The sequence below is a fragment of the Thermocrispum agreste DSM 44070 genome, from assembly GCF_000427905.1.
GTDB classification, from domain to species: Bacteria; Actinomycetota; Actinomycetes; order Mycobacteriales; family Pseudonocardiaceae; genus Thermocrispum; species Thermocrispum agreste.
Window position 1 is genome coordinate 684849 of the sequence record NZ_KE386604.1, and the last position, 25217, is coordinate 710065.

At 70.5% G+C, this 25217-nt stretch carries 22 protein-coding genes; 14 read left to right on the top strand and 8 right to left on the bottom strand.

The window, feature by feature from the left end; all coding sequences use genetic code 11:
* Positions 1–19: 19 nt before the first annotated feature.
* Together YWY_RS0118045 and YWY_RS0118050 are read right to left on the bottom strand one after the other, a co-directional pair.
* A complete protein-coding gene (locus YWY_RS0118045) occupies positions 20–1594 on the bottom strand; it encodes an alkaline phosphatase D family protein (protein WP_028848765.1) in 1575 nt (524 codons plus the stop codon).
* Between the two features lie 168 nt (positions 1595–1762).
* Complete coding sequence (locus YWY_RS0118050; protein WP_028848766.1) at positions 1763–2359, bottom strand: hypothetical protein; 597 nt, start codon at positions 2357–2359, stop codon at positions 1763–1765.
* A gap of 430 nt (positions 2360–2789) precedes the next feature.
* On the opposite strand from YWY_RS0118050, the gene groES reads away from it, so the two are divergent.
* Positions 2790–3083 carry a co-chaperone GroES gene (gene groES, locus YWY_RS0118055; protein ID WP_028848767.1) on the top strand — a complete coding sequence of 98 codons (294 nt, stop codon included), beginning with the start codon at positions 2790–2792 and terminating at the stop codon, positions 3081–3083.
* A gap of 125 nt (positions 3084–3208) precedes the next feature.
* Complete coding sequence (gene groL, locus YWY_RS0118060) at positions 3209–4816, top strand: chaperonin GroEL (protein WP_028848768.1); 1608 nt, start codon at positions 3209–3211, stop codon at positions 4814–4816.
* 722 nt (positions 4817–5538) lie between these two features.
* Here groL and YWY_RS0118065 read toward each other — a convergent pair.
* Entirely contained in the window at positions 5539–5853 is a 315-nt protein-coding gene (locus YWY_RS0118065; protein ID WP_028848769.1) for a WhiB family transcriptional regulator, read from the bottom strand.
* Positions 5854–6161: 308 nt separating this feature from the next.
* Here YWY_RS0118065 and YWY_RS0118070 point away from each other — a divergent pair, with 308 nt between their 5' ends.
* From YWY_RS0118070 to YWY_RS22730, 5 genes are all read left to right on the top strand, one after another.
* Complete coding sequence (locus YWY_RS0118070; RefSeq protein WP_051310399.1) at positions 6162–7112, top strand: MerR family transcriptional regulator; 951 nt, start codon at positions 6162–6164, stop codon at positions 7110–7112.
* Positions 7113–7160: 48 nt separating this feature from the next.
* The gene (locus YWY_RS22725) at positions 7161–8096 is read left to right on the top strand and encodes a hypothetical protein (protein ID WP_211227657.1); all 936 of its coding nucleotides are present in this window, start codon (positions 7161–7163) and stop codon (positions 8094–8096) included.
* Positions 8097–8283: 187 nt separating this feature from the next.
* Entirely contained in the window at positions 8284–8880 is a 597-nt protein-coding gene (locus tag YWY_RS0118080) for a response regulator transcription factor (protein ID WP_028848771.1), read from the top strand.
* A 188-nt stretch (positions 8881–9068) separates the two neighbouring features.
* Positions 9069–9641 (top strand): sigma-70 family RNA polymerase sigma factor, encoded by a 573-nt coding sequence (locus tag YWY_RS0118085; RefSeq protein WP_028848772.1) that lies wholly within the window; start codon positions 9069–9071, stop codon positions 9639–9641.
* Complete coding sequence (locus YWY_RS22730; RefSeq protein ID WP_051310400.1) at positions 9642–10496, top strand: anti-sigma-D factor RsdA; 855 nt, start codon at positions 9642–9644, stop codon at positions 10494–10496. It begins immediately after the preceding gene.
* Positions 10497–10728: 232 nt separating this feature from the next.
* Here the strand turns inward: YWY_RS22730 and YWY_RS0118095 are convergent, their stop codons facing one another.
* A complete protein-coding gene (locus YWY_RS0118095) occupies positions 10729–11100 on the bottom strand; it encodes a DUF5319 family protein (RefSeq protein ID WP_028848773.1) in 372 nt (123 codons plus the stop codon).
* Between the two features lie 67 nt (positions 11101–11167).
* Here YWY_RS0118095 and guaB point away from each other — a divergent pair, with 67 nt between their 5' ends.
* From guaB to guaA, 4 genes are all read left to right on the top strand, one after another.
* Positions 11168–12688 carry an IMP dehydrogenase gene (gene guaB, locus YWY_RS0118100; RefSeq protein ID WP_028848774.1) on the top strand — a complete coding sequence of 507 codons (1521 nt, stop codon included), beginning with the start codon at positions 11168–11170 and terminating at the stop codon, positions 12686–12688.
* An 84-nt stretch (positions 12689–12772) separates the two neighbouring features.
* Positions 12773–13909 carry a GuaB3 family IMP dehydrogenase-related protein gene (locus YWY_RS0118105; protein WP_028848775.1) on the top strand — a complete coding sequence of 379 codons (1137 nt, stop codon included), beginning with the start codon at positions 12773–12775 and terminating at the stop codon, positions 13907–13909.
* Positions 13910–13987: 78 nt separating this feature from the next.
* A complete protein-coding gene (locus tag YWY_RS0118110) occupies positions 13988–15688 on the top strand; it encodes an FAD-dependent oxidoreductase (RefSeq protein WP_028848776.1) in 1701 nt (566 codons plus the stop codon).
* A 198-nt stretch (positions 15689–15886) separates the two neighbouring features.
* A complete protein-coding gene (guaA, locus tag YWY_RS0118115) occupies positions 15887–17443 on the top strand; it encodes a glutamine-hydrolyzing GMP synthase (RefSeq protein ID WP_028848777.1) in 1557 nt (518 codons plus the stop codon).
* Positions 17444–17447: 4 nt separating this feature from the next.
* Here the strand turns inward: guaA and YWY_RS0118120 are convergent, their stop codons facing one another.
* Together YWY_RS0118120 and YWY_RS0118125 are read right to left on the bottom strand one after the other, a co-directional pair.
* Positions 17448–17639 carry a hypothetical protein gene (locus YWY_RS0118120; protein ID WP_028848778.1) on the bottom strand — a complete coding sequence of 64 codons (192 nt, stop codon included), beginning with the start codon at positions 17637–17639 and terminating at the stop codon, positions 17448–17450.
* Positions 17632–18912 (bottom strand): PspC domain-containing protein, encoded by a 1281-nt coding sequence (locus YWY_RS0118125; protein WP_028848779.1) that lies wholly within the window; start codon positions 18910–18912, stop codon positions 17632–17634. The genes YWY_RS0118120 and YWY_RS0118125 overlap by 8 nt, the downstream gene beginning before the upstream one ends.
* Before the next feature lie 126 nt (positions 18913–19038).
* On the opposite strand from YWY_RS0118125, the gene YWY_RS0118130 reads away from it, so the two are divergent.
* From YWY_RS0118130 to YWY_RS0118140, 3 genes are all read left to right on the top strand, one after another.
* Complete coding sequence (locus YWY_RS0118130; protein WP_425426141.1) at positions 19039–20382, top strand: ATP-binding protein; 1344 nt, start codon at positions 19039–19041, stop codon at positions 20380–20382.
* 112 nt (positions 20383–20494) lie between these two features.
* Positions 20495–21160 carry a response regulator gene (locus YWY_RS0118135; protein ID WP_028848781.1) on the top strand — a complete coding sequence of 222 codons (666 nt, stop codon included), beginning with the start codon at positions 20495–20497 and terminating at the stop codon, positions 21158–21160.
* 182 nt (positions 21161–21342) lie between these two features.
* Positions 21343–22410, top strand: coding sequence for a Glu/Leu/Phe/Val family dehydrogenase (locus YWY_RS0118140; protein WP_028848782.1), 1068 nt, complete (start codon positions 21343–21345; stop codon positions 22408–22410).
* Between the two features lie 62 nt (positions 22411–22472).
* Here the strand turns inward: YWY_RS0118140 and YWY_RS23425 are convergent, their stop codons facing one another.
* Both YWY_RS23425 and YWY_RS23865 read right to left on the bottom strand, forming a co-directional pair.
* Positions 22473–23693 (bottom strand): serine/threonine-protein kinase, encoded by a 1221-nt coding sequence (locus YWY_RS23425; protein WP_051310402.1) that lies wholly within the window; start codon positions 23691–23693, stop codon positions 22473–22475.
* A 12-nt stretch (positions 23694–23705) separates the two neighbouring features.
* Entirely contained in the window at positions 23706–25160 is a 1455-nt protein-coding gene (locus YWY_RS23865; RefSeq protein ID WP_084609348.1) for a serine/threonine-protein kinase, read from the bottom strand.
* Positions 25161–25217 lie beyond the last annotated feature (57 nt).

Below are 25217 nucleotides of genomic sequence, written 5' to 3' on the forward strand. Positions count from 1 at the left end.
CCGTCGGTCCGGAGCGCTCTCACACGCGATGCAGCGTGGGATCCCCGTCTGCCACGACGAACGACGCGTCCGTGACGGCATTCGCGCCGGGTTGCGACACCTTCGACAGAATCCGGAAGTCGGCGCGTACTTCGTCCGCGGTGAACTTGGTCCGCACATAGCCGCGCCGGTTCCGGAAGTACTTGATGTGCGGGTTCTCGCGCAGCACCTTCTCGTTGGTGCTGTCGTCCCCGTCGAAGCCGCTGGTGATGGACGTGGTGACGAATTCGACGGCCACGTCGTCCCCGGCCGAGCCGTCGTAGGCAGCTTTGACCTCGGCGGCCCAGTGCCGGTGCACGTCACCGGTGAGCACGATCCCGTTGCGCACCTGTGAGTCACGCAGCGCCGCGGTGATCTTCTGCTGAGAAGCGGCGTAGCCGTCCCAGGCGTCCATGCTGTATCCCTTGTCGGCACCGGCGACCAGGTCGCGGCGGGAGAAGAACACCTGCTGCCCGAGCACGTCCCAGCGCGCGGTCGAGGAGCGGAACCCGTCGATGAGCCACTGCTCCTGGTCGGCACCGGTGATGGTGCGGTTCGGGTCGAGCCGCTCTTCGCAGCCGACCTGGGTGCCGTCGCCGCACGCCTGGTCGGACCGGTACTGCCGGGTGTCGAGCATGTGGAACGTGGCCAGCGAGCCCCAGTGGTAGCGGCGGTAGAGCTGCATGTCGATGCCGTTCGGCTTGCTGATCGGCCGCAGCGGCATGTGTTCGTAGTAGGCACGGAAGGCCGCCCTGCGCCGGTCGAGGAACGCCTCGCCCGGGGTGTCGGTGTTTTTCTCCGGGGTCTGGTTCGCCCAGTTGTTCTCCACCTCGTGGTCGTCGAAGACCACCAGCCACGGCGCGGCCGCGTGCGCGCGCTGCAGGTCCAGGTCCGTCTTGTACTGCCCGTGTCGCTGGCGGTAGTTGGCCAGCGTGATGGTCTCCGGCCCGAGAACCTTGCGAACGTCCTTGGCTTTGGCCTTGTACTCGTACTGGTAGTCGCCGAGGTGCAGGATCAGGTCTGGGTTGTCCTCGGCCATCCTGCGGTACGCGGTGAAGTAGCCCTCGCCGTAGTGCGCGCACGAGGCGAAGCACATGGTCAGCTCGCCGAGCGTGCCCGGGGCAGGCGCGGTGCGCGTGCGGCCGACGTCGGACAGGTTGCCCTCGGCACGGAACCGGTAGAAGTACTCCCTACCGGGCTCCAGGCCTTCCGGGATCACGTGCACGCTGTGGGCGTAGGCCCGTACCGCCTCCACCGACCCGCGCTGCACGATCTGGGTGAACTTCTCGTCGGCTGCCAGCTCCCACTCCACGGTCACCGTCTTGTCCGGCATCCCGCCGTAGCCGTCTGCCGCCGTCGGGTTCGGCGCCAGCCGAGTCCACAGCACGACGCTGTCCGGCAGCGGATCACCGGACGCGACTCCCAGGTTGAAGAACGGCCCCCTCGGCAGGCGCACCCCTGCGCCTCGGGTGGCCTGTGCGCGGGCCAAGGCGCCGCCGATCGCGGCCAGGCCGAGCGCACCGGCCCCTCCCAAAAGGACCGCCCTGCGGGTGACAGGCGTAGTCGTGTCGGACACCGGGACCCCCTTCAACGCGGTGTGTGCAGTGACGCACATCACCGTGGCGAGGGAAGGGGGACAGAGCAACCGGCAGTGGTCTGCAGGTGGTGAATTCCTCACTTTCGACGTCAGCCGAAAGGGGTATGACGCTTGTCACCGGCGGGCAAGCACGGCAGGCGGACGCGGTCAGGCCGGGGGCGGGGTGGCTCCGCTCGCCGGACGGACGGCCGCGCGCGCGGCCAGGATCGACGCGACCACGGACAGCACGGTGAGAGCCAGGCTCGCGTACAGACCGACCCCGGGTTCGATGTCGATGAAACGCTCCCCAGTGGCCACGTCCTCGTCGTGGATGGTCGAGCGAGGCACACCGAACCGGTCGGCCAGTGCATTCATCACGTCCCGGACGGTCGGCAGCGTGACCCACGCCAGCACGATGGACACCAAGGCGGCAGCGGCCAGTCCGAGCCAGCTCAGCCAGCGCACGGTGGTCCACCGCGCCGACAGTGGTGATGCGGCCACGACGCCGCTGCCCACCAGCAGCAGGACCGCCACCGCGGCAGGCAGGGACGCCCAGGCCGTCCCGGACTCCGCCTCGATGGCGTTGGCCGCCGCCCCGGCCATGCCCGCCGGGCTGGTGGCGTCGAGGTGGGTGCTGACCGACGACCAGGTGAGGAACGAGAAGGTGGTGGCGGCGACGGCGGTGGCAATGCCGAACCATTGCGACCACCGCGGCCATGTCGCCTCCGCTGGGGCTGCCGCCGGATTGTCGGGTGCGCCGGTCACAGTCGAGCTCTCTTTCCGCGGGCGGCCACGACGGTCCGCCGAGTGCCTGCCACGGTAGTCCTTGTCGCCGGCGGGCGGGTGCCTGAGCGCTGGGTGCGGTAGATCGACGTCACCGGTAGTCCTTGCCGTCGGCGAGCGCGCCCCGGCGCACTGGACGCTTGCTCGTCACGGCACGGGCGGGCTTTCGGTGCGATGTGTCGCCGACGGTCGGCACGGCGTGACCTTCGTCCGCGACTTACCCGGTGACCTGGTCGTTTGCCCCAGGTCACGGTGGCCAACGCAGGTCACAGGGGGCCCGGTTGCACGGCTAGCACTCACATGGTTAGAGTGCTAAGTGCAAGCGATGAACACGCCCGGCACCCGCGACGACGGGGGTGGGAGTCGTGACCCCAATTCCGACAACGCTTTCTCGACCGTGGAGGTCAACCCGGTGAGCGTGAACATCAAGCCGCTTGAGGACAAGATCGTTGTCCAAGCGAGCGAGGCCGAGGAAACGACGGCTTCCGGTCTCGTCATCCCCGACACCGCCAAGGAGAAGCCCCAGGAGGGCAAGGTCCTTGCCGTTGGCCCGGGCCGCATCGACGACAAAGGCAACCGTATTCCGCTCGACGTGAAGGTCGGCGACGTCGTCATCTTCTCGAAGTACGGCGGCACCGAGGTCAAGTACAACGGCGAGGAGTACCTGATTCTCTCGGCCCGCGACGTGCTCGCGGTGGTCAACTGACCTCGGCCGCGTGGCCGGATGTCCCCGGCCTGACGTGGTTTCTGTCAGCCAGACGCCCCGGCCCCGCGGAAGAAGGGGCCGGGGCGTTCGGTTTGTTGTGACCAGAAAGGGACTCGAGGCGAGCAATGCCTAAGCAGATCAACTTCGACGAGGACGCGCGGCGGGCGCTGGAACGGGGTGTGAACAAGCTCGCCGACGCCGTCAAGGTGACCCTCGGGCCGCGCGGACGCCACGTCGTTCTGGGCAAGAAGTACGGCGGCCCGACGATCACGCTCGACGGTGTCACGGTGGCTCGCGACATCGAGCTGGAGGACCCGTTCGAGGACCTCGGCGCGCAGCTGGCCAAGAGCGTGGCCACCAAGACCAACGACGTGGCCGGTGACGGCACCACCACGGCCACCGTGCTGGCGCAGGCGCTGGTCAAGCACGGCCTGCGCAATGTCGCCGCGGGCGCCAACCCGACCGAGCTGAACCGGGGCATCCAGGCGGCCACCGACAAGGTCATCGAGGTGCTCAAGGCCAAGGCGACGCCGGTGAAGGGCCGCGACGAAATCGCCCAGGTCGGCACGGTGACCTCGCGTGACGCCCGGATCGGCGAGTTGCTCGGGGAAGCGGTGGAGAAGATCGGCGAGGACGGTGTGATCACCGTCGAGGAGTCCTCCACGCTGGCCACCGAGCTGGTCATCACCGAGGGCGTGCAGTTCGACAAGGGCTACATCTCCGCGCACTTCGCGGCCAACGCCGAGGACCAGCGGGTGGTGCTGGAGGACGCCTGGGTGCTGCTGCACCGGGAGAAGATCTCCGCGCTGGCGGACCTGCTGCCGCTGCTGGAGAAGGTCGTCGAGACCAAGAAGCCGCTGCTGGTCATCGCCGAGGACGTCGAGGGCGAGGCGCTGTCCACCCTGGTGGTGAACACGCTGCGCAAGACGCTGAGCGCGGTGGCGGTGAAGGCGCCGTTCTTCGGCGACCGGCGCAAGGCGTTCATGGACGACCTGGCGGTGGTCACCGGGGCGCAGGTGGTGTCCGCCGAGATCGGCCGCAAGCTGTCCGAGGTGGGGCTGGACGTGCTGGGCAAGGTCCGGCGCGCGGTGATCACCAAGGACGACACCACGCTGGTGGACGGTGCAGGCACCAAGGAGGCGCTGCAGGCCCGCATCGCGCAGATCCGGCGCGAGATCGAGACCACCGACTCCGACTGGGACCGGGAGAAGCTGCAGGAGCGCCTGGCCAAGCTGGGCGGTGGCGTGGCGGTCATCAAGGTCGGTGCGGCCACCGAGACCGAGCTGGCCGAGCGCAAGCACCGCATCGAGGACGCCGTCGCGTCCACCAAGGCGGCCGTCGAGGAGGGCATCCTGCCCGGCGGTGGTTCGGCGCTGGCGCACGCCGCCAAGGAGCTGACCGACGACCTGGGCCTGTCCGGAGACGCGGCGACCGGTGTGGCGATCGTGCGCGAGGCGCTGACCGCTCCGCTGTACTGGATCGCCAGCAACGCCGGATACGAGGGCTCGGTGATCGTCTCCAAGGTGACCGAGCAGGAGTGGGGCCGCGGCTTCGACGCCACCACCGGTGAGATGACCGACCTGGTCGCGGCCGGCGTGGTGGACCCGGTGAAGGTCACCCGGTCCGCGGTGGCCAATGCGGCTTCGATCGCCCGGCTGGTGCTGACCACCGAGTCGTCGGTGGTCGACAAGCCGGAGGAGTCCGACGACGAGGACCACGGCCACCAGCACTGATCACGGTCACGTCCCACGAGGACTGTCACTGGAATGTCCCCACCGGGGGCGGCTCCACCAGGGGCCGCCCCCCCGTTTTCGTTGGAGGCGGGGGGTGTCGGGTTGGTGTCTCGGGTTCGTTGGAGGCAGAGGGCGCCGGGCAGGTGTCCCGGATCGTCGCGACCGGAGCGGATGACCGTCGGCTCGGCGCCGGGTTGGCCGAGTGCAGCCTGCCGACCCGTCCGCGCGGGACTCGTTCCCTACTGGGGAAGACCGTTGGCCTGGTCAGGTGCTCTTGGCGGTGGGGCGAGACTGTGATCAAGCGGGTGTGGTTCGGCGCACCGGGCGTGCCCGGTTGACCCGGATAGTGCGGTTCGCCGTGTTCGCGCTGCGCAGGCCCCGTTCTGGTCGGTCGTACTCGTTGACGGCTGCCTGGGCCGGTGCTGCGCGGCCGCTGTGACGAAGCGTGCCATCGCTCGTCGGCCGAGTGCTGCCGACTCCGGTGGAACCAGTGCTGCCGGTTCCGCCGGAACCAGTGCTGCTGTCGCCCACCGAGTCAGCGGCCGGTGTGTCACTGTCCGGCGGGACGCGGGCCGGTGTGTCACTGTTCGGCGGGCCGCGGGAGCGTTCTGCCTGCAACGCTCGAACGGCCGGTACTCTGCTTTCGCCTGCCCGGTGCCCGGACAGGCGAAAGGGACGGTCTCCCGCAGGGAGCCGCCCCTTGGCGTGTGGTCGTGAGCTGGTCAGCCGCCGGCAGCCATGGCCAGCGCCCGCTCCTTCTTCTTCTGCGCCTTGATGATCGACTCGCGTTCGGACTCCGACAGCCCGCCCCAGATGCCGTACGGCTCATGCACCGCCAGCGCGTGCGCACGGCAGATTTGCAGCACCGGGCAGGTTTGGCACACCGCTTTTGCCCGGGCTTCCCGTCTGGCTCGCGCTGGACCGCGTTCCCCGTCCGGGTGGAAGAAAAAGGCACTGTCCATTCCCCGGCATGAGCCCTCCAGTTGCCAGTCCCAGAAATCGGCGTTCGGGCCGGGTAGCCTGCGTGTGTCTGCCATGGTGATCCGCCTCACGTTCGCCGTGTGTTCCGGCTGGTCGTGCGCCGGAGCCGGGTTGCCCGGATGCTCCATTCGGCGCGGTGGCCGTAACGTTAGAACCGCGCCAATAGTTGTTCAACAGAGCAAGGTCATTTCATTCATTAGATATCCCCCGCGCAAGTTAGACACCTCCATTTCGCGCACCCCAAGTGGACGTGATCGCCTGGTCAGGCGAGGTTTACCCACACCGGCTGGCAACTATTCACGATCCGGCGGCTGAAGTTGCCGGGGCGGCCGGTGCCCGCGATATTGGGTGCGTGCGAGCACCGATGTCGGAGCCGGATACCAGGCATGCCGCACGCACCACCGCCGAACCGACTCTCCCGGTGTCCGCGGTGGCACGTCGGCTCGGCGTGGCCCCGGCGACGCTGCGCACATGGGATCGCCGCTATGGCGTGGGGCCGAGCGGCCACATCAACGGAAGGCATCGCCGTTACACCGCGTTCGACATCGCTCGGCTGGAGATCATGCAGCGGGCTCTGCTGGCGGGTGCGTCGACCGCCGAGGCGGCCAAGTACGCGCTCGAGTCGGTGGTGACCGACCCGGCGGCGGCCGAGGTCCTGCCCCAGCCCCGGCGGGGTGGGCAGATGGAGCAGGAGACGCCGCGGGCGTCCCGGCTCGCCCGTGGCCTGAGTGCGGCCGTGTTGCGGTTGGACAGCCATCAGGCTCAGTTGCTGGTGGAGGAGGCCGTCGCGACCGTCGGTCCGGCGGTCGCGTGGGAGGACGTGGTCCGGCCGGTGGCCGAGGCGATCAGCGACCAGTGGCGGGCGAGCAACCCGGGGCCGGAGGCGAAACAGCTGCTGAACGGGCTGATGCTGGCGGCGCTGCACCGGGCGACGCCGGTCGCGCGCCGTCCGCGCAACCACCACCCGGTGCTGCTGGCGGACATGCCCGGTGCGCGATCCGATCTGACCGTTCCCGCGCTCGCGGCGGAGCTGGCCCGGCGCGGCATCCACCCGATGACGTTCGGCACCGGGTTGTCCGCTGACGCCGTGATCAGCGTCGCCCGGCGTACCAGGCCCGCCGCGGTGGTGCTGTGCGCGCACCGCGCTGAGAACGCCGATGCCACGCTTTTCCGGCGGCTTGCCCGCGGACGCTCCCGTGGCCGGCTGTTCGCCTGCGGCCCTGGCTGGCAAGACGTGAAGCTTCCGGAAACGGTCGAGCCGTTGGCCACGTTGGCCGCCGTCGTCGAGCGGGTCAGTTACGTCCTGCTCGGCTGACGCTCGCCCACGGGCCGGTCGGCCGGTGTCGGAGCCGATACTGATCCGGTGCATGCGCTGCCGGCCGACCTGCGGGCAATGGCCTTCCGTGGGGCACCGATCGACAACCGTGCCCTCGCTGCCGCCGCCACCGCCGATCCTGCGACCAGGTGGCTGGCCGCCGTGACCGTGGGCGCACAAGGCCGTTACGCGGCGGCTTACGCCCTGCTCGAGCCGCTGTCGGTGGCCACGGACCCGGTGCTGGCTTCACTGGCATGCAGCACGATCGGCTCTCACCGTCGCCAGCTCGGCGGGCATCACGCGGCTCGCAGGTGGGATGCGCTTGCCGCGCGGCACGCGGCGCGCGCCCGCAGCGACGGCGTCGGCACAGATCCCGACGGCATCGGTCCCACGGGCGCGCTGGCGGATGCGCTGCTCGGCTTGGCCGCCGATGCGCTGGCGGTCGGACGGCTCGCCGAGGCCGCAGCTCTCGTCGACCGCGCGGCGGCCCCGGCGCGGGGGAGCTGGCGGACCAGGGTGCGGCATGCCTGGGTCAGCGCGGAGCTTGTGCTCGCATCCGGCCGGGCGTCCGCCGCCGTCGCGCCTGCCGAGCGGGCCGCGGCGCTGGCTCGCGAACACGGCGCGGCCCGCCACGCCGTGAAGTCGGACATCGTCCTCGCCGTCGCACTGGCCACGGCCGGGTCGGCAGGGGAGCGGGCCCGGCGCCTGGCCCTGCAGGCACTGGAGGCGACGGAAGGGGCGGGCTGGCACTCGCTCTGCTGGCCGGCGGCACTGGCGGCAGCGGACGCCTCCGCCGATGCCGGGGACGGGCGGTCGGCGGCCTGGCTCCGCCGCCGGGCCGGAGATCATCTGCACAGAGTGTTACGGGCCGCGGATGCCGCCGGACGGCGCATCGCAGAGCACTCACCGTGGGTACCAAATGTCGACAAACTTCTCGATCGCGCCCAAACGAGGACATTTGGGGGACGATCTTGTGCAAAATAGGCCACCAGATCGTGTCAAGGTCGGCCCAAAAGCGTCCGATAGGGGGTTATGAGACGTCACCCGGCTGCCGGACAGCTTGACCGTTCCGGACTGGCTGGTTGCCCTCCGGTGTGGGGTGCACCGGGAGGACTGGCTGCTGGCTGGTGACTGTGAGTAGCGTGTGATGGACGATGAGAGAGGAACTCCCGTGACGACGGTCTTGATCTGTGACGACCGGCGCAGTGTTCGCGAGGGGCTGACGCGGGTGATGTCAGCTGTGCCAGGGGTCAGTCGCATTGACTGCGTGGCGCACGGTGACGAGTTGCTCGCGCGCTATTCCCGACAGCCGGTGGACGTCGTGCTGGTGGGGACGCAGCGCGCCGTGCCGACCGGAGTCGAGGCCACCCGGCGCCTGGTGGCCGCCCACCCGCAGGCGAACGTGATCGTTTTCGGCGCCCCGGACGACGCGGGCAGCATCGCCGCCGCCATCGCCGGCGGTGCGCGTGGCTACCTGCGCTGGGACGCCTCGCGGCCCGAGCTCGTCGCCGCGCTGGCACACACGCTGGCCAGCACGTCGGTGCCGTCGCAGCGGCAGCCGTCCGACCCGGGCGTGCAGCTGACCGAGCGGGAGCTGCAGGTCCTGCGCGGAATGAGCCAGGGCAAGAGCAACGGGCAGATCGGCCGCGAGCTCTACCTGTCCGAGGACACGGTGAAGACGCACGCGCGCCGGCTGTTCCGCAAGCTGGGCGTGCGCGACCGGGCGCAGGCGGTGGCGCACGGATTCCGGCGCGGGCTCGTTTCCTGAGGTGCGTGGAGCGAACAAGGGCCTTGCGGAACGCGGGGCCCTTGTTCGTTTGCCCGGATGCGCGCGATGCCGGGTGGACTCGACCGGTACGGTGGTACGAAGCGGCTCGGGTGATCCGGAACTAGCCACGCGCCGAGCACTTACCAGCACTTTGTCGTCAATGAGTAACACTGGGACAGTTGTCTGCGATGGCCAATGTGGGGGACGGACTGGACGAGTCGGTCGCCGCTGCCGTTGAGGGGGATCCCGAGGCGGTCGAGCGGGTGCTGGCTGCCGTCCGTCCTTTGGTTGTGCGCTATTGCCGAGCGCGCGTCGGCAGGCAGGAAAGGTCGTTCGCCTCGGCGGACGACGTGGCCCAGGAGGTGTGCCTCGCGGTGCTGACGGCTTTGCCCACGTACCGGGATCAGGGACGACCGTTTCTGGCCTTCGTGTACGGCATCGCGCAGCACAAAGTCGCCGATGCGCACCGCGCCGCGTCCCGCAACAAGGCGGACCCGGTGGCCGATGTGCCGGACGACGTGGAACGGGACATCGGCCCCGAGCAGCACGCGCTGCAGGGCGAGCTGAACGAACGCATGTCGAAACTGCTGGAGATCCTGCCGGAGAAGCAGCGCGAGATCCTCGTACTGCGCGTCGTGGTGGGGTTGTCCGCGGAGGAGACCGCGGAAACGGTCGGCTCGACGCCGGGTGCGGTGCGGGTGGCGCAGCACAGGGCGCTGGCTCGGCTGCGCAAAGCATTGGCCGCAGAGGAGGTGGTCTGAGTGTCGAACTCACACGACGAGTCGTCGACGCCTGACCTGGCGGCCGTGCACGCCGACGACGCGTTGCTGGACGCGCTGGGTGGCTCGGATCGCAAGGTGGCCGACGAGCTCGGCTCCGCCGAGCTGAACTCGCTGCTGCTGGCCTGGAGCCGGGAAGTCGACAGCGAGCCGATGCCGGAGCTGGTGGACGCCGAGACGGCGCTGGCCACGATCCGCGCGGCGCGCGAGTCGCACCGCAACGACAAGGCGCGGCGGCGCCGCATGCTGATCCCGGTGGCGGCGGCTGCGGCCGTGCTGGGGGTCACGTTCGGTGGTGCCAGCATCGCCGCCAGGGACGCACAGCCCGGTGACACGCTGTGGGGCCTGACCCAGGTGCTCTACGCCGACAAGGCGGCGTCGGTCGAGGCCTCCTACGACGTGCGGGCGGAGTTCAAGCGCGCTCGCGAGGCGCTCGACGACGGCGATTTGAACGTCGCGCGGGACGCGCTGGAGAAGGCTCGCAAGTCGCTGCAGAACGTCGCCGAGGAAGACGACCACGACGGCCTGCAGCGCGAGCACGACAAGTTGCGTGACGAGCTGGATCGGGGCGGAAGCGCGCCGGACGACAAGCCGACGACGCCGGAGGGCGACGACCCGCCGTCGAGCAACCCGTCTTCGCCAGGTGGCAGCAGCGACCAGCCGAGCGAGCAGCCGCCCAGCGAGCCCAGCAGCGAGCCGAGCGAGCCGAGCACCGAGCCGTCCACGCCGTCGGCGCCGCCGTCGAGCGCGGAGTCCGATCAGGACCACTACTCGTCACAGCCGCGGACCAACGGCGCGGAGAGCGCCACCGAGCCACGGGGCGAAGACGGCGGCTAGCAAGCGCCCGGCCCGGAAACGAGCGGGCGAGAAGCGTCACATCCGGCTGGGGCGAGATGCATCACACCTGGTGACCGCTCGGGCCGGGACGGCGCGCAAGCATGAAGCCGCAGATCGCGGCTTCGGCTGACCTTCGGTTGGGCTTCGGTCGCCTGTGCACGGCTCCGCTCGGGCGCGCAGCGGCGCCGTGCGATGCATGCGGACCGCCTCGTCCGCGGCATGCGGTCGGAAATCAGCGTGCGGACTGGGTGGCGCGCACTCCTTCGGCGAAGCCGCGGCAGTAGTCCCAGCTCACGTAGTCCATCGGGTTCGGGGCGAACGCAGGCTCGTGCGGCCGCACCTGACCGTCGGTGAGCAGCTGCTCCAGGCTGGCACGCAGCAGGTGCCACTCGTGGTAGTGCGGCTCGTTGCAGTCGGCGCAGTCGACCACGATCCCGCGGATCCCGCGCGGTTCCAGCAGCCGCTGGTACAGCTGCAGATCCTGCAAGTCGGCCAGCAGCTCGGCCCGTTCCTCCTCGGTCAGCGGAGGTGCGGGCTCGTCGTCCATGTCTGCCAGGCTCCGCGCCGGGTCGTCCGGGTCGTCGGCGAATGGGTCGGGCGGCATTTCCTGCGAGTGCACATCGAAAACGGTACAGGGTCGGCTCCGGTGGCTGTCCAGATACCATCGACGCATGACCCCCCACACTCGGCCTGACGAGGAGTTCCTTCCCAGCAAGTTCGCGCCGCTCGGGCTGACGTTCGACGACGTGCTGCTGCTTCCGGCGGAGACCGACGTCGTCCCCAGCGAGGTGGACACCACCGCGCGCCTGTCCCGCAACATCACGCTGCGAATCCCGCTGGTTTCGGCGGCGATGGACACCGTGACCGAAGCCCGGATGGCCATTGCCATGGCCCGTCAGGGCGGGATCGGCGTGCTGCAGCGCAACTTGTCCATCGACGATCAGGCGTCGCAGGTCGAGGTGGTCAAACGCTCCGAAGCGGGCATGGTGACCGACCCGGTGACGTGTTCACCGGAGGACACGCTGGCCGAGGTGGACGCGCTGTGCGCGCGGTATCGCATCTCCGGTGTGCCGGTGACCGATCCGGACGGCACGCTGGTGGGCATCATCACCAACCGCGACATGCGCTTCGAGGTGGACCACTCGCGCAAGGTCGCCGAGGTGATGACCAAGCCGCCGCTGGTCACCGCGCAGGTCGGGGTGTCGGCGGACGTCGCGCTGAGCCTGCTGCGCAGGCACAAGGTGGAGAAACTGCCGATCGTGGACGGCGCGGGCAAGCTGCGCGGGCTGATCACGGTCAAGGACTTCGTCAAGACCGAGCAGTACCCGAACGCGACCAAGGACCCGGACGGCAGGCTGCTGGTCGCCGCCGCGGTGGGCGTCGGCGTGGACGGTCGCAAGCGTGCGCACGCCCTCGCGGACGCGGGCGTGGACGCGATCGTGGTGGACACCGCGCACGGTCACTCGAAGAACGTGCTGGAGACCATCGCCGTCCTGAAGAAGGAACTGGGCGACACGGTCGACATCATCGGCGGCAACGTGGCCACGCGGGCGGGCGGCCAGGCGATGGTGGACGCGGGCGCCGACGCGGTGAAGGTCGGGGTCGGCCCGGGGTCCATCTGCACCACGCGCGTCGTCGCGGGTGTCGGGGTGCCGCAGATCTCGGCCATCTACGAGGTCGCGCAGGCGTGCAAGCCCGCAGGGGTTCCGGTGATCGGTGACGGCGGCATCCAGTACTCCGGTGACATCGCCAAGGCCATCGCAGCCGGTGCCGACACGGTGATGCTGGGCAGCCTGCTGGCAGGCACCGACGAGTCGCCGGGCGACGTCATCCTGGTCAACGGCAAGCAGTACAAGACGTATCGCGGCATGGGATCGCTGGGGGCCATGCAGTCCCGTGCGGGCGGCAAGTCGTACTCCAGGGACCGCTACGCGCAGGACGACGTGCTCAGCGACGACAAGCTGGTTCCGGAGGGCATCGAGGCCCGCACACCGTACCGGGGGCCGCTGGCGACGGTGGTGCACCAGCTGGTCGGCGGGTTGCGCTCGGGCATGGGCTTCACCGGCGCGCGTACCATCGCCGAGCTGCAGCAGGCGCAGCTGGTACGGATCACCTCGGCAGGCCTGAAGGAGTCGCACCCGCACGACGTGATCATGACGGCGGAGGCGCCGAACTACACCATGCGGAGCTGACCGCTCGGCCGGCGCGTGGCGCTGCTCGCGGTGCGTCCCGGCCACCGCGGGCACGCGCTGGCCGGGAAAGCTAGGCTCTAGCCCGTGCGTGATGTGATCGAGATCGGCATGGGCAGGACCGCCCGGCGGGCCTACGACCTGGACGACGTGGAGATCGTGCCGTCGCGGCGGACGCGGTCGTCGAAGATCGTCTCGACCGCCTGGCAGATCGACGCCTATCGCTTCGAGCTGCCGTTGGTGACCCATCCGACGGATGCGATCGTCTCGCCGGACACCGCCATCGCCATCGGCAAGCTCGGCGGGCTCGGCGTGCTCAACGCCGAAGGGCTGTGGGCCAGGCACGCCGACGTCGACGAGGCGTTGCAGACGCTGCTGGTGGCGGCGGAGAACATGGAGGACCCGGCGGCGCTGACCCGTCAGTTGCAGCAGCTGCACGCCGCGCCGATCCGCCCGGAGCTGATCACGGCCGCGCTGAAGAAGATCCGGGACGCCGGCGTGACGGTGGCCGCCCGGGTGAGCCCGCAGAACGCCGCCGAGCTGACCCCGCACCTGCTCGACGCCGGGGTGGAGATCCTGGTGGTGCAGGGCACCATCGTGTCGGCCGAGCACGTCAGCGGCGAGGACACCGAGCCGCTGAACCTCAAGGACTTCATCGCCAACCTGGACATCCCGGTGATCGCGGGCGGGGTCAGCGACTACCGCACGGCGATGCACCTCATGCGCACCGGAGCCGCCGGGGTGCTGGTCGGCCACGGCTACGCGCCCGGGGTCACCTCCACCGACCGGGTGCTGGGCATCGGCGTGCCCATGGCCACCGCGATCATCGACGCGGCGGCGGCTCGCCGCGACTACCTCGACGAGACGGGCGGCCGCTACGTCCACGTCATCGCCGACGGCGGCATCAGCTGCAGCGGTGACCTGGCCAAGGCCATCGCGTGCGGGGCGGACGCCGTGATGCTCGGCGCCCCGCTGGCTGGCTACCGGGACGCTCCCGGCCGGGGCCTGTACTGGACCGCTGCCGCGGCGCACCCGTCGTTGCCGCGGTCGCGTATCGCCATGGGCCCGGACGTCGACGTCGATTTGGAGACGCTGCTTTACGGGCCGTCGTTCGAGCCGGATGGCCGGATCAATTTGTTCGGCGCGCTGCGCCGGGCGATGGCCAAGACGGGCTACTCCGACTTGAAGGAGTTCCAGAAGGTCGGGCTCACGGTGCGCGCGTGAACTCCACCGGTCGATCGCGGTGACTCGTAGGTAACTTACCCGTAGTCAGAAGCGGCCGCCGCGGTTACCCTGGCCGCTATGCCCACCAGCTACGACTATGACGTCATCATCGTCGGCTCGGGGTTCGGCGGCAGCGTCTCGGCCCTGCGGCTGACCGAGAAGGGATACCGGGTCGCGGTCATCGAGGCAGGCAGGCGGTTCTCCGACGAGGACTTCGCCGAGACGTCGTGGAACCTGCGCAAGTTCCTGTGGGCCCCGGCCCTGGGCTGCTACGGGATCCAGCGCATCCACTTGCTGGACGACGTCCTGGTGCTTGCCGGGGCGGGCGTCGGGGGCGGCTCGCTGAACTACGCGAACACCCTCTACCGCCCGCTCAAGCCCTTCTACCAGGACAAGCAGTGGGCGCACATCACCGACTGGGAGTCCGAGCTGGCCCCGTACTACGACCAGGCGTCCCGCATGCTCGGGGTGGTGGAGTGCCCGCTGGACACCCCGCACGACGAAGTGATGCGCAAGGTCGCGGCGCGGATGGGCATCGCGCACACCTACCACCCGACCCAGGTCGGGGTGTTCTTCGGCAAGCCGGGGCAGACGGTGCCGGACCCGTTCTTCGGCGGCGTCGGCCCGGCGCGCACCGGATGCATCGAGTGCGGCAACTGCATGGTCGGCTGCCGGCACAACGCCAAGAACACGCTGACCAAGAACTACCTGTACCTGGCCGAGCGCAACGGCGCCAAGATCATCCCGATGACCACGGTGACCGCGGTGCGCCAGCGCACCGACGGCGGTTTCGACGTCGACATCCGCAAGACCGACCGGCGGTCGAAGCGCTTCCGGCACACGCTCACCGCGGAGAAGGTCGTGCTGGCCGCGGGCACCTGGGGCACCCAGAACCTGCTGCACCGGATGCGGGACACCGGGCAGCTGCCCCGGCTGTCCGCTCGGCTCGGCGAGCTGACCAGGACCAACTCCGAGGCGATCATCGGCTCGTCCCGGTTCGCCGTGGACCCGCAGCGGGACTTCAGCCGGGGGATCGCGATCACCTCGTCCATCCACCCGGACGAGAACACGCACCTGGAGCCGGTGCGCTACGGCAAGGGCTCCAACGCGATGGGCCTGCTGCAGACGCTGGCCACCGAGGGCGACAGCGACGTGCCGCGCTGGCGGCAGTTCTTGTCCTTCCTGCTGCGGCACCCGGTCACCACCGCCCGGCTGATGCACCAGTACCGGTGGAGCGAGCGCACCATGATCCTGCTGGTCATGCAGAGCCGGGACAATTCGCTGACCACCTACACCACCAAGCGGTTCGGCCGCCGCTGGTACCGGTCCAAGCAGGGGCACGGCGAACCGAACCCGGCGTTCATCCGGGCGGGCTACGAGGCCAACCAGCTGATCGCCGAGGAGATCGGCGGCATCGCGGGCAGCACGTGGAGCGAGCTGTTCAACATCCCGATGACCGCGCACTTCCTGGGCGGGTGCGTCATCGGTGCGACCCCGCATGAGGGCGTGATCGACCCGTACCACCGGGTGTTCGGCCACCCGGGCCTGTCCGTGGTGGACGGCTCGGCGGTGAGCGCGAACCTGGGCGTGAACCCGTCGCTGACCATCACCGCGCAGGCCGAACGCGCGATGGCGTTCTGGCCGAACAAGGGGGAGGAGGATCCCCGGCCGGCACCGGGCAGCCCGTACCGCAGGATCAAGCCGGTGCCGCCGCGCCGTCCAGCGGTTCCCGATGGCGCGCCGGGCGCGTTGCGGCTGCCGCTGGTCGAGGTCCGCTGACTCCGCGGCCTCCGCGGCGTTCTGACGCCCCCCGTGGGCGGGAAGACCCGTGAGCGGGCTGTGCAGACCTGATCCGACGAGGTGCGGCGCGGACGGCCGCGGTGGTGCCCGCCGCGCGGTCACGGCAGTTTGTGTCGCACTTCGCGCAACACCGTCGCCCGCGCCGGTGCCGTACGGGCGACCTGCGATGATGACGTCATGTCGCAGCAGCAATCCGGCCCGGTGCTCGTCGTCGACTTCGGCGCACAGTACGCACAGTTGATCGCCCGGCGAGTGCGCGAGGCGCAGGTCTACTCGGAAGTCGTCCCGCACACCACGCCGGTGTCCGAGCTGCTCGCCCGCAACCCGTCGGCCATCGTGCTCTCCGGCGGCCCGTCGTCGGTTTACGAGCCGGGGGCGCCGATGGTCGACCCCGAGCTGTTCGAGGCAGGCGTGCCGGTCTTCGGCATCTGTTACGGCTTCCAGGCGATGGCCCGCGCGCTGGGCGGCGAGGTCGAGCACACCGGCAACCGCGAGTACGGCCGCACCGAGCTGACGGTGGTCGACCCCGGTGTGCTGCACGCCGAGCTGCCCGCGCGGCACCCGGTGTGGATGTCCCACGGCGACGAGGTGAGCAAGGCGCCGGAAGGCTTCACGGTGACCGCGGCCAGCCCCCGGGCGAGCGTGGCGGCGTTCGAGAACCTCGAGCGGAGGCTGGCGGGCGTGCAGTACCACCCGGAGGTGGCGCACTCCCCGCACGGGCAGGAGGTGCTGCGACGGTTCCTGCACGACGTCGCGGGCGTCCGGCCGCAGTGGACGACCGCGTCGATCGTCGACGAGCAGGTGAGCAGCATCCGGGAGCAGATCGGCGACGGCAGGGCGATCTGCGGCCTGTCCGGCGGCGTCGACTCCGCGGTGGCGGCCGCGCTGGTGCAGCGCGCCATCGGCGACCGGCTGACCTGCGTGTTCGTCGACCACGGGCTGCTGAGGGCCGGGGAGCGGGCCCAGGTGGAACGGGACTTCGTGGCGGCCACCGGTGTCCGGCTGGTCACCGTCGACGCCCGGGACCGGTTCCTGAACGCGCTGGCGGGCGTCACCGACCCGGAGCAGAAGCGCAAGATCATCGGCCGCGAGTTCATCCGGGTCTTCGAGCAGGCCGAGCGCGACCTGAAGGCCGAAGGCGACTACCGCTTCCTGGTCCAGGGGACCCTCTACCCGGACGTGGTGGAGTCCGGCGGCGGAGCGGGCGCGGCCAACATCAAGTCGCACCACAACGTCGGCGGGCTGCCGGACGACCTGCAGTTCGAGTTGGTCGAGCCGCTGCGGCTGCTGTTCAAGGACGAAGTGCGGCGGGTCGGCGCCGAGCTCGGCCTGCCGGAGACGATCATCCACCGGCATCCGTTCCCCGGGCCTGGCCTGGCCATCCGCATCGTGGGCGAGGTGACCGCCGAGCGGCTGGAGACGCTGCGTGCGGCCGATGCGATCGCCCGAGAGGAACTGTCCGCGGCGGGCCTGGACCGGGAGATCTGGCAGTGCCCGGTGGTGCTGCTGGCCGACGTGCGCAGTGTCGGTGTGCAGGGTGACGGCCGCACCTACGGGCATCCGGTGGTGCTCCGCCCGGTGTCCTCGGAGGACGCCATGACGGCGGACTGGACCCGGCTGCCCTACGACGTGGTGGAACGGATCTCCACCCGCATCACCAACGAGGTGGCCGAGGTCAACCGGGTCGTGCTGGACGTGACGTCCAAGCCGCCGGGGACCATCGAATGGGAGTGACCGGCTAGCGGCGCAGCGAGGCCGCGATCAGCCCGATCCCCATCAGCCCGGCCAGCACGGCGAGGAACCACCGCAGATCCAGGTCGGGCAGCAGGTTCTTGCCGCCCAGGATGTAGGCCGCGACCAGGATCGTACCGAGACCGCCTGCCAGGGCGATGGGATCGACGCGTCGTTGTCGAGGGGCCGGCTCAGCCACGGGTCACCTCCACTCTGCCCACCACGCTGGACACGTCCAGGGTGATCTTCGGTCCGTCGCCGATGCCGTCGTCGGTCAGCGAGACGCCGTCCGTGCCCAGGCCGTGCACGGTCCGGCCGAGGCACTGCACCTCGCCGACCGAGGTCTCGCAGGTCACGGTCACGTCCGCGTTCTCCGGCACGACGACCAGCGCTTCGCCGAGGCCGACCGCCACCTTGGTCTTCACCGGATCGGAATCCGCGGGAAGCCCGCTGAGGTCGAGCTCCACCCGGCCGCCGGTGCGCTCGTACTCGTCCAGCACCTCGGCCGTGCTCACCGGCCGCACGTCCAGCTCGCCGAACCCGCCCCCGGGCAGATCCGCGATGGGGAGCACGGTGACCAGCAGGCCGATTGCGCTGAGCGGTACGGCCAGCCCGAGCAGCTGGCGCCCGGTGCCTGCGAACGAGCTCAGCACCATGCCGAGCCCGAGCACAGCCAGCGAGAGCCCGATGACGGTGCTGACGGTGAACCACCCGTTGCCGAGGATCGCCAGCGTGGTCCCCACGGCCGCGGTCAGCAGCGTCGCGCCCAGCGTGATCCCCGGGCTCACCGGTCGCATCCGGCGCGCGGGTGCAGCCGGCTCGGACCACGAGTCCGGCTCGGCCGATCCGGCGTGCACCGGTTCGTCGGAGAACTGCCAGCCCAGCGGGTCGGCGCCGAGTGGATCCCACGCACCCGGCGGGGGCTGGTAGTTGCTTTCGGTCGACTCGTCCGGCGACAGCGAGGTGGGCTGCGCCGAGAACGACGCGGGAGCCGCGTCCTCCGCCACCGGGGCGATCGGCCGGTTCTGGTCACCTCGGTTGTGATGCAGCATGAACACTCCGATGAGGATCAGCGCTCCCAGGACGACGCCGGTGCCGTTGAACCACCAGCCGCCGAACGTCCAGCTGGCCGCGGGGAACAAGGCGATGCACAGGCCGACGGTCATGTGCGGCGGGGTGGAGCTGCGGCCCTTGCCGAGCAGTGCCTCGAGCGCGGAGACCTTGTCCCGCTCGTCCGGCAGCAGCAGCCAGCCGAGCAGGTAGAGCAGCACACCGAAGCCGCCGAAGAACGTCGCCACGACCAGCGCGATGCGCGGCACCACCGGATCGATGCCGTACCGGGCGGCCACGCCTGCCGCCACACCCGCGATCTTGCGCCCGCGGCGGACCCGTCGCGGGCGGCTGATCCAGAAGTCCCGGAGCGTCTCGGCGACGTCCATGCCGCCGGATCGGTGGGGTGCTTCGGTGTTCATGCCGTCGATGATGCTCCGCCCGCGGTGCCGGACACATCCGGGAACAACCCTGATATCGCACCGCGGCACGATTCAGGGGGAATCCCGGATGCGGCCCCGATGCGGGCCGTGTGAGCATGAGCCCTGGTGACTACACGACGCGAACAGCCAGCCGCCGCCGGGCCCACCGCGACGTCGGTGAGCCCGATGGTGGTGCGCGCACCGGCGGGTGTGAAGGTGCCTGCCCGGATCAAGCCGTCGGGGGTGGCCGAACCGGAGCCGGTGGCTCGCATGACCCGCAGGCGCAACGGCCGGGTGCTGGCCGGCGTGGCCGGCGGGGTGGCGGACCACCTCCGCGTGAAGGTCAGCACGGTCCGGCTGGTGTTCACGCTGCTGTGCGCGCTCAGCGGGGTCGGCGTGATCCTGTACGGCCTGCTGTGGATCTTCGTGCCGCAGCGGGCGGCCGACGACGACGTCGAAGTCACCCCGCGCGAACGCCAGCAAGCCATCGCGTTGCTGGCGCTGGGCGGCGCGCTGGGGGTGCTCGGGGGCACGCTCAGCGGATCGTTCAGCGCCTGGGTGGCGGTTCCGCTGGCGGTTGCGCTGGTCGGTGCCGTGCTGGTGTGGCGCGAGGCCGACGAGTCGCAGCGCCGCCGCTGGCGCCGGGGACCGGTCGGGGCGGTTCTCGGTGGGGGCGGCTGGCAGGCGGCGCTGCGCATCGTCGCCGGTGCCGCGCTGGTGCTGACCGGGCTCGGCGTGGTGCTGCTGCGCGAGGGGACGTTCGAACAGGTGCAGTTCGCGCTGGTCGCGGTGGTGGCGACGCTGATCGGGGTGGCCGTGCTGACGGTGCCGTTCTGGCTGCGCATCACCCGCGACCTGGTCGAGGAGCGGCGGGAGCGCATCCGGCAGGAGGAGCGGGCGGAGATCGCCGCGCACCTGCACGACTCCGTGCTGCAGACGCTGGCGCTGATCCAGAAGCAGGCGGACGCGCCGCGCGAGGTGGTGCGGCTGGCCAGGGGACAGGAGCGGCAGCTGCGCACCTGGCTCTACGGCGCGTCCGGCTACGGCGCGGGGAAATCGGATCGCGGCGGCTCGGCACAGCGGCTGTCCGAGGCGCTGGCCGAGGTGTGCGGCGAGGTGGAGGACACGTTCGCCATCTCGGTGCAGCACGTCACGGTGGGCGACGTCGAGCTCAGCGAGCCGATCGTCGCCGTGGTGCAGGCGGCCAGGGAGGCCATGGTCAACGCCGCCAAGCATGCCGGGGTGCAGGAGGTCAGCGTCTACGCCGAGGTGGAACCGGGCAAGGTGTCGGTGTTCGTGCGCGACCGGGGCAAGGGATTCGACCCGGACGCCGTCCCGGCGGACCGGCACGGCCTTGCCGATTCCATCCGCGGCCGGATGACCCGCAACGGGGGACGCTGCGAGGTGCGCACGGCCATCGGCGAAGGCACCGAGGTGCGGCTGGAGATGCCGGTGCGGGAGCAGGCATGAGGACGGATCACCTGGGTGGGGTGCGGCAACGTGCCCGCCGCGCCCGCCCGGCTGTACTAACCTGGTCGAATCGCCACCGCGGCGACGTGGGCAAGGTTGAGAGGCGAATGGGATGACCCAGGCACGTGAACCGGTGACGGTGTTCTTGGTCGACGACCACGGGCTGTTCCGTACCGGTGCCCGCACCGAGCTGGAGAACTTCTCCGACAAGGTCCGCGTCGTCGGCGAGGCGGGTTCGGTGCGGGAAGCGGTTGCCGGAATCGCCCGCACCAAGCCACAGGTGGTGCTGCTCGACGTGCACATGCCGGACGGCGGCGGCTCCGAGGTGCTGCGCCGGATCCGGCCCGAGTACCCGGACATCAAGTTCCTGGCGTTGTCGGTGTCCGACGCCGCCGAGGACGTCATCTCGGTCATCCGTGGCGGTGCCCGTGGCTACGTGACGAAGACGATCTCCTCGCGTGACCTGGTGCAGGCGATCCTGCGGGTCGCCGACGGCGACGCGGTGTTCTCGCCGCGGCTGGCCGGGTTCGTGCTGGACGCGTTCGCCGACCGGCCGGGAGCGGCGCCGATCTCCGACCCCGAGCTGGACCTGCTGACGCCGCGCGAGCGGGACGTGTTGCGGCTGCTGGCGCGCGGCTACGCGTACAAGGAGATCGCCGCCGAGTTGTTCATCTCGGTCAAGACGGTGGAGACGCACGTGTCGTCGGTGCTGCGTAAGACGCAGTTGTCCAATCGCTACGAGCTGTCGCGCTGGGCGTCGGATCGGCGCCTGGTCTGAGCCCCGGGTCTGGCCGTCCTCGGTCGCGCCCGTGACCGGCCCACGAGCGGGGTGCGGCCAGATTTGTCGCTTTCCGATGGTGATTCCGCGGCGATTTCAAGCCAGGATGAGGGCACCACCCTTACGTGACGGGCCGACGCGCCACAAGCGCTGCGGCCCCATCGCTGAAGGAGTCATCACTCATGACCCTGGGAGTATTCGAGAGAGGGACTGGCCACGAGCAGGTCGTGTTCGGCTACGACCGGGCAACCGGCTTGAAGGCCATCGTCGGGCTGTATTCCACCGCACTGGGCCCCGGCCTCGGGGGCACCCGCTTCTACCCCTACGCCAGTGAGGACGAAGCGCTCGACGACGTGTTGCGGCTGTCGCACGGCATGGCGTACAAAAACGCGCTCGCCGGGCTGCCGCTCGGCGGCGGCAAGGCCGTGATCATCGGCGACCCGGCGGTGGCCAAGACCCCGGCCCTGCTGGAGGCCTACGGGCGTTTCGTCGACTCGCTGGCAGGCCGCTACATCACCGCGGTCGACGTGGGCACCGACGCCGCGGACATGGACATCGTCGCCACCCAGACCAAGTACGTCGTGGGGCGGTCGGCTGCCGCCGGCGGCATCGGCGACCCTTCGCCGTACACCGCCTTCGGCGTCTACCAAGGCATGCGAGCCGCGGCGGCGCACCGCTGGGGCAGCGAGAGCCTGGCGGGCAAGCGCGTCGGTGTTGCGGGGGTCGGCAAGGTGGGCCACCTGCTGCTCGGCCACCTGCTGGAGGAAGGCGCCGAGGTGGTCATCACCGACGTCCGGCAGGAAGCCGTCGACGCGGTGCGGCGCCTGTATCCGAACATCGCGGTGGCTGCGGACACCGACGAGCTGATCCGCACCGAGCTGGACGTCTTCGCGCCGTGCGCGATGGGCGGTGTCCTGCACGACGGCAACGTGGACGCGCTGGCGGCGGAGATCGTCTGTGGGGCGGCGAACAACCAGCTGGCGCATCCCGGCCTGGCGGACGCCCTGCACCGGCGCGGTGTGCTGTATGCGCCGGACTATCTGGTCAACGCCGGTGGCGTCATCCACGTCGCGGACGAGCTGCACGGCTACGACGCCGACCGGGTCAGGCAGCGCACAGCACGGATCTTCGACACCATGCGCGAGGTGCTGACGTTGACGGAGAAGGAGAACGTCACACCGCTGGCGGCCGCGAACCGCTTGGCGGAGGAGCGCATGGCAGCCGGGGCGCCGGCGGCGGCTTCGCGCTGACCCGCACGTGACTTGCCGGACAGGGGTCGCGCATCGGCCGGTGTGCGGCCCCTGCGGTGCGGTCACGACCGGATCAGGACCAGTTCGGCGAATGCCATGCCGACCAGGACGGCGAGCACTACCGCGGCGGCGATGACCGCCGGAGACGGCAATCCGAGGGCGCGCAGACCGCTGGGCGGCTGTTGCCGTGGTTGGGCCAGGTCGAGGTCTTGATGCGGCCATGGGATCGCGCCCGCGCCACTCGAGGGCTGCCGAGTCGCCCCGGCGTACGCCGGTTGCTCACCGAGTTGCTGAGGCACCCCGGCAGGCATCGGCTGGCCGCCGAGCTGGTGGGCCGCACCGGTGGAAACCGGCGATCCACCGGGCTGCTGCGTCGCGCGGGGATCGGCCGGATGGCCGCCGAGTTGGTGGGTGGCCTCCGACTGGGCGGGTTGCCCAGACCGCTCCGGTGCCCCGGGCGCGGGTGCTGCCTGCTGAGCGAACGGCTGCGTCCCCGACCCACCCACCAGCGGGACGGTGCCGGTGTGCTGGCCCGCGGTGGCCTGCCCAGTCCGGCTGGTCCGGGCGGAGCCGCGGAGCTCGGACCACACCTCCGCCATCGCCGGCCGTATCGTCGGATCGACGAAGAGCATCCTGGCCAGCAGCGGCTGCAGCGGGGTCCCGGCCAGGTGCTGGAACGTCGCCGTCTCGTGGCCCGCGGTGAATGGAACGTACCCCTCGGCGGCGTAGAACAGGGTGGCGCCGAGGGAGAAGACGTCCGATGCGGGCGTCGGATGGCTGCCGCCGACCACCTCCGGCGCCTGGTAGTCGGCGTCGGCATCCAGCCCGCCGATGCCGAAGTTGGTGATCAGCACCCCGCCGTCGTCGGCCAGCAAAATGTTCGACGGCTCGATGGCCCGGTGCAGCAGCCCGATCTCGTGCGCCGCCGCCACCGCCGCGGAGACGTGCGTGCCCAGCATCGTGGTGTCGGCGACGCCGAGCCTGACGTGGCCGGTGAGGAACTCCGCCATCGAACGGGACGGCACGTACTCGGTGATGAGCCACACCTCGGGCCCTTCCGGGAACACGTCGTAGACCGTGACGGCGCAGCGGTGCCGCAGCCGCGCGGCGTGCTTGGCCTGTTCCAGGGCGAACGAGATGTCCTGCGGGTTGGACACCGCCACCGGCTTGGCGACCACGGTGCGATGCACCCGGGTGTCCTGGGCGATCCACGCGAAACCGGCGCGCCCGCGACCGATCGGCTGACTGAGCCGATAGCGGTCGCCGATGAGCGTGCCTTCCATCGCCGGGGCCCGCTACGCCTCGCCGGACGCCCCGCTCGACGGAGGCGACGAAGGCGTCGACGGCGGTGGGTCGGACGGCTGGATTGGTGGCTCCTGGTCGTCGTCGCCGCTGCCGCCGTCGTCGGTCGACGGCGGGCCCTCCGGCGGCTCCTCCGGTTCGGCCGTCGGCTCGTCCTCGGGCTCGGGCACCTCGGTGGTGAAACCCGGCGGGGGTGGCTCGGGTTCCTCGGACCGCTTGGACGTGCTCGTCGTGGTGGAGGTCGTCGGCGGCGGCTTCACGTCCTCCTTGCTGGGTGAGGTGTCCTGCTTGACCTGACGGGCCGAGGAGTCCGTTGACGAGTTCGTGTGCGAGCCGACCGGTGGCGCTTCGTCGGTGCCGCCGGAGAAGTACAGCGCCAGCGCGGTGATCCCGCCGATCAGCAGGGCCGCCGCTGCCGCGGGCTTGAGCCAGCCACGCGGACGCGTGTCGTCGTCCTCGTGCGGTTCCGGTTCGGGCTCGTCTGCGGTGCGCAGCGCGGTCGTCGGCTCCGCCCGCTCGATGGGACGGGTGTGTGCGTCGTCGAACTCGTCGCGGAGATCGCCGGACACCGCACCGGCCACCATCGCGGTCGGGCCGTCGTCCACCGGGCCGCCCAGCGGTGTCTCCCCACGGGCGACCGCGGCCAGCAGGCGCTCCGCCTCGGCTGCGTTCGGCCTGCGCTCCTTCTCCGGATGCAGCAGCACGGCCAGCACGCTGGTCAGCGGCCCGGACCGGCGCGGCGGGTTGATCTGACCCGCGGCCACCGCGTGCAGCAGGCTGAGCGTGTTCTCGCTGAGCCCGAACGGCGGCTGGCCCTCGGTGGCCGCGTACAGCGTGGAGCCGAGCGAGAAGATGTCCGACTCCGGCCCCGGCGGCTGGCCGATGGCCACTTCGGGGGCCAGGTAGGCGGGCGTGCCCGCGATCATCCCGGTCTTGGTGACCGTCACGTCGTCGACGGCGCGGGAGATCCCGAAGTCGGTGATCTTCGCCGTCCCGTTGCGGTCCAGCAGGATGTTCGCAGGCTTGATGTCCCGATGCACCACGCCGACCTGGTGCGCGGCGGCCAGCGCCGATGCGACCTGCGCACCGATCCGCGCCACCTCCATCGGCGGCAGCGTCTTGCGTGCCTGCAGCACCGCCGCCAGGCTGGTCGACTCCAGGTACTCCATGATCAGGCACGGCTGCCCGTAGTCGTCGGTGACCACGTCGAACACCGTGATGGCGTTCGGGTGGTGCAGCCGCGCGGCGATGCGGCCTTCCCGCATCGCCCGCTGCCTGGCTTCCCGCTGCTCGGCCTCGTTGAGGCCGGGCTGCAACATCAATTGCTTGACGGCCACCGTCCGGCCAAGCAGTTCGTCATGCGCCTGCCAGACAGCACCCATGGCGCCGGTGCCGATCCGCCTGACGATGCGGTATCGGCCCGCGACAACACGACCTTCGTCGCTCAAAACTGCTGCCCCTGTTGTTCTCGGCGAAGCACGGCGCGGCGGAACTCTACCCCACAC

Excerpts from the sequence above, each read along its gene's own strand:
- YWY_RS0118125 (WP_028848779.1), bottom strand. The coding sequence starts at position 18,912 with ATGAACACCGAAGCACCCCACCGATCCGGCGGCATGGACGTCGCCGAG.
- YWY_RS0118110 (WP_028848776.1), top strand. The coding sequence starts at position 13,988 with ATGCCCACCAGCTACGACTATGACGTCATCATCGTCGGCTCGGGGTTC.
- YWY_RS0118085 (WP_028848772.1), top strand. The coding sequence starts at position 9,069 with ATGGCCAATGTGGGGGACGGACTGGACGAGTCGGTCGCCGCTGCCGTT.
- guaB (WP_028848774.1), top strand. The coding sequence starts at position 11,168 with ATGACCCCCCACACTCGGCCTGACGAGGAGTTCCTTCCCAGCAAGTTC.
- YWY_RS0118065 (WP_028848769.1), bottom strand. The coding sequence starts at position 5,853 with ATGGCAGACACACGCAGGCTACCCGGCCCGAACGCCGATTTCTGGGAC.
- YWY_RS0118140 (WP_028848782.1), top strand. The coding sequence starts at position 21,343 with ATGACCCTGGGAGTATTCGAGAGAGGGACTGGCCACGAGCAGGTCGTG.
- YWY_RS0118070 (WP_051310399.1), top strand. The coding sequence starts at position 6,162 with ATGTCGGAGCCGGATACCAGGCATGCCGCACGCACCACCGCCGAACCG.
- YWY_RS0118095 (WP_028848773.1), bottom strand. The coding sequence starts at position 11,100 with ATGCCGCCCGACCCATTCGCCGACGACCCGGACGACCCGGCGCGGAGC.
- groL (WP_028848768.1), top strand. The coding sequence starts at position 3,209 with ATGCCTAAGCAGATCAACTTCGACGAGGACGCGCGGCGGGCGCTGGAA.
- YWY_RS0118135 (WP_028848781.1), top strand. The coding sequence starts at position 20,495 with ATGACCCAGGCACGTGAACCGGTGACGGTGTTCTTGGTCGACGACCAC.
- guaA (WP_028848777.1), top strand. The coding sequence starts at position 15,887 with ATGTCGCAGCAGCAATCCGGCCCGGTGCTCGTCGTCGACTTCGGCGCA.
- YWY_RS23425 (WP_051310402.1), bottom strand. The coding sequence starts at position 23,693 with ATGGAAGGCACGCTCATCGGCGACCGCTATCGGCTCAGTCAGCCGATC.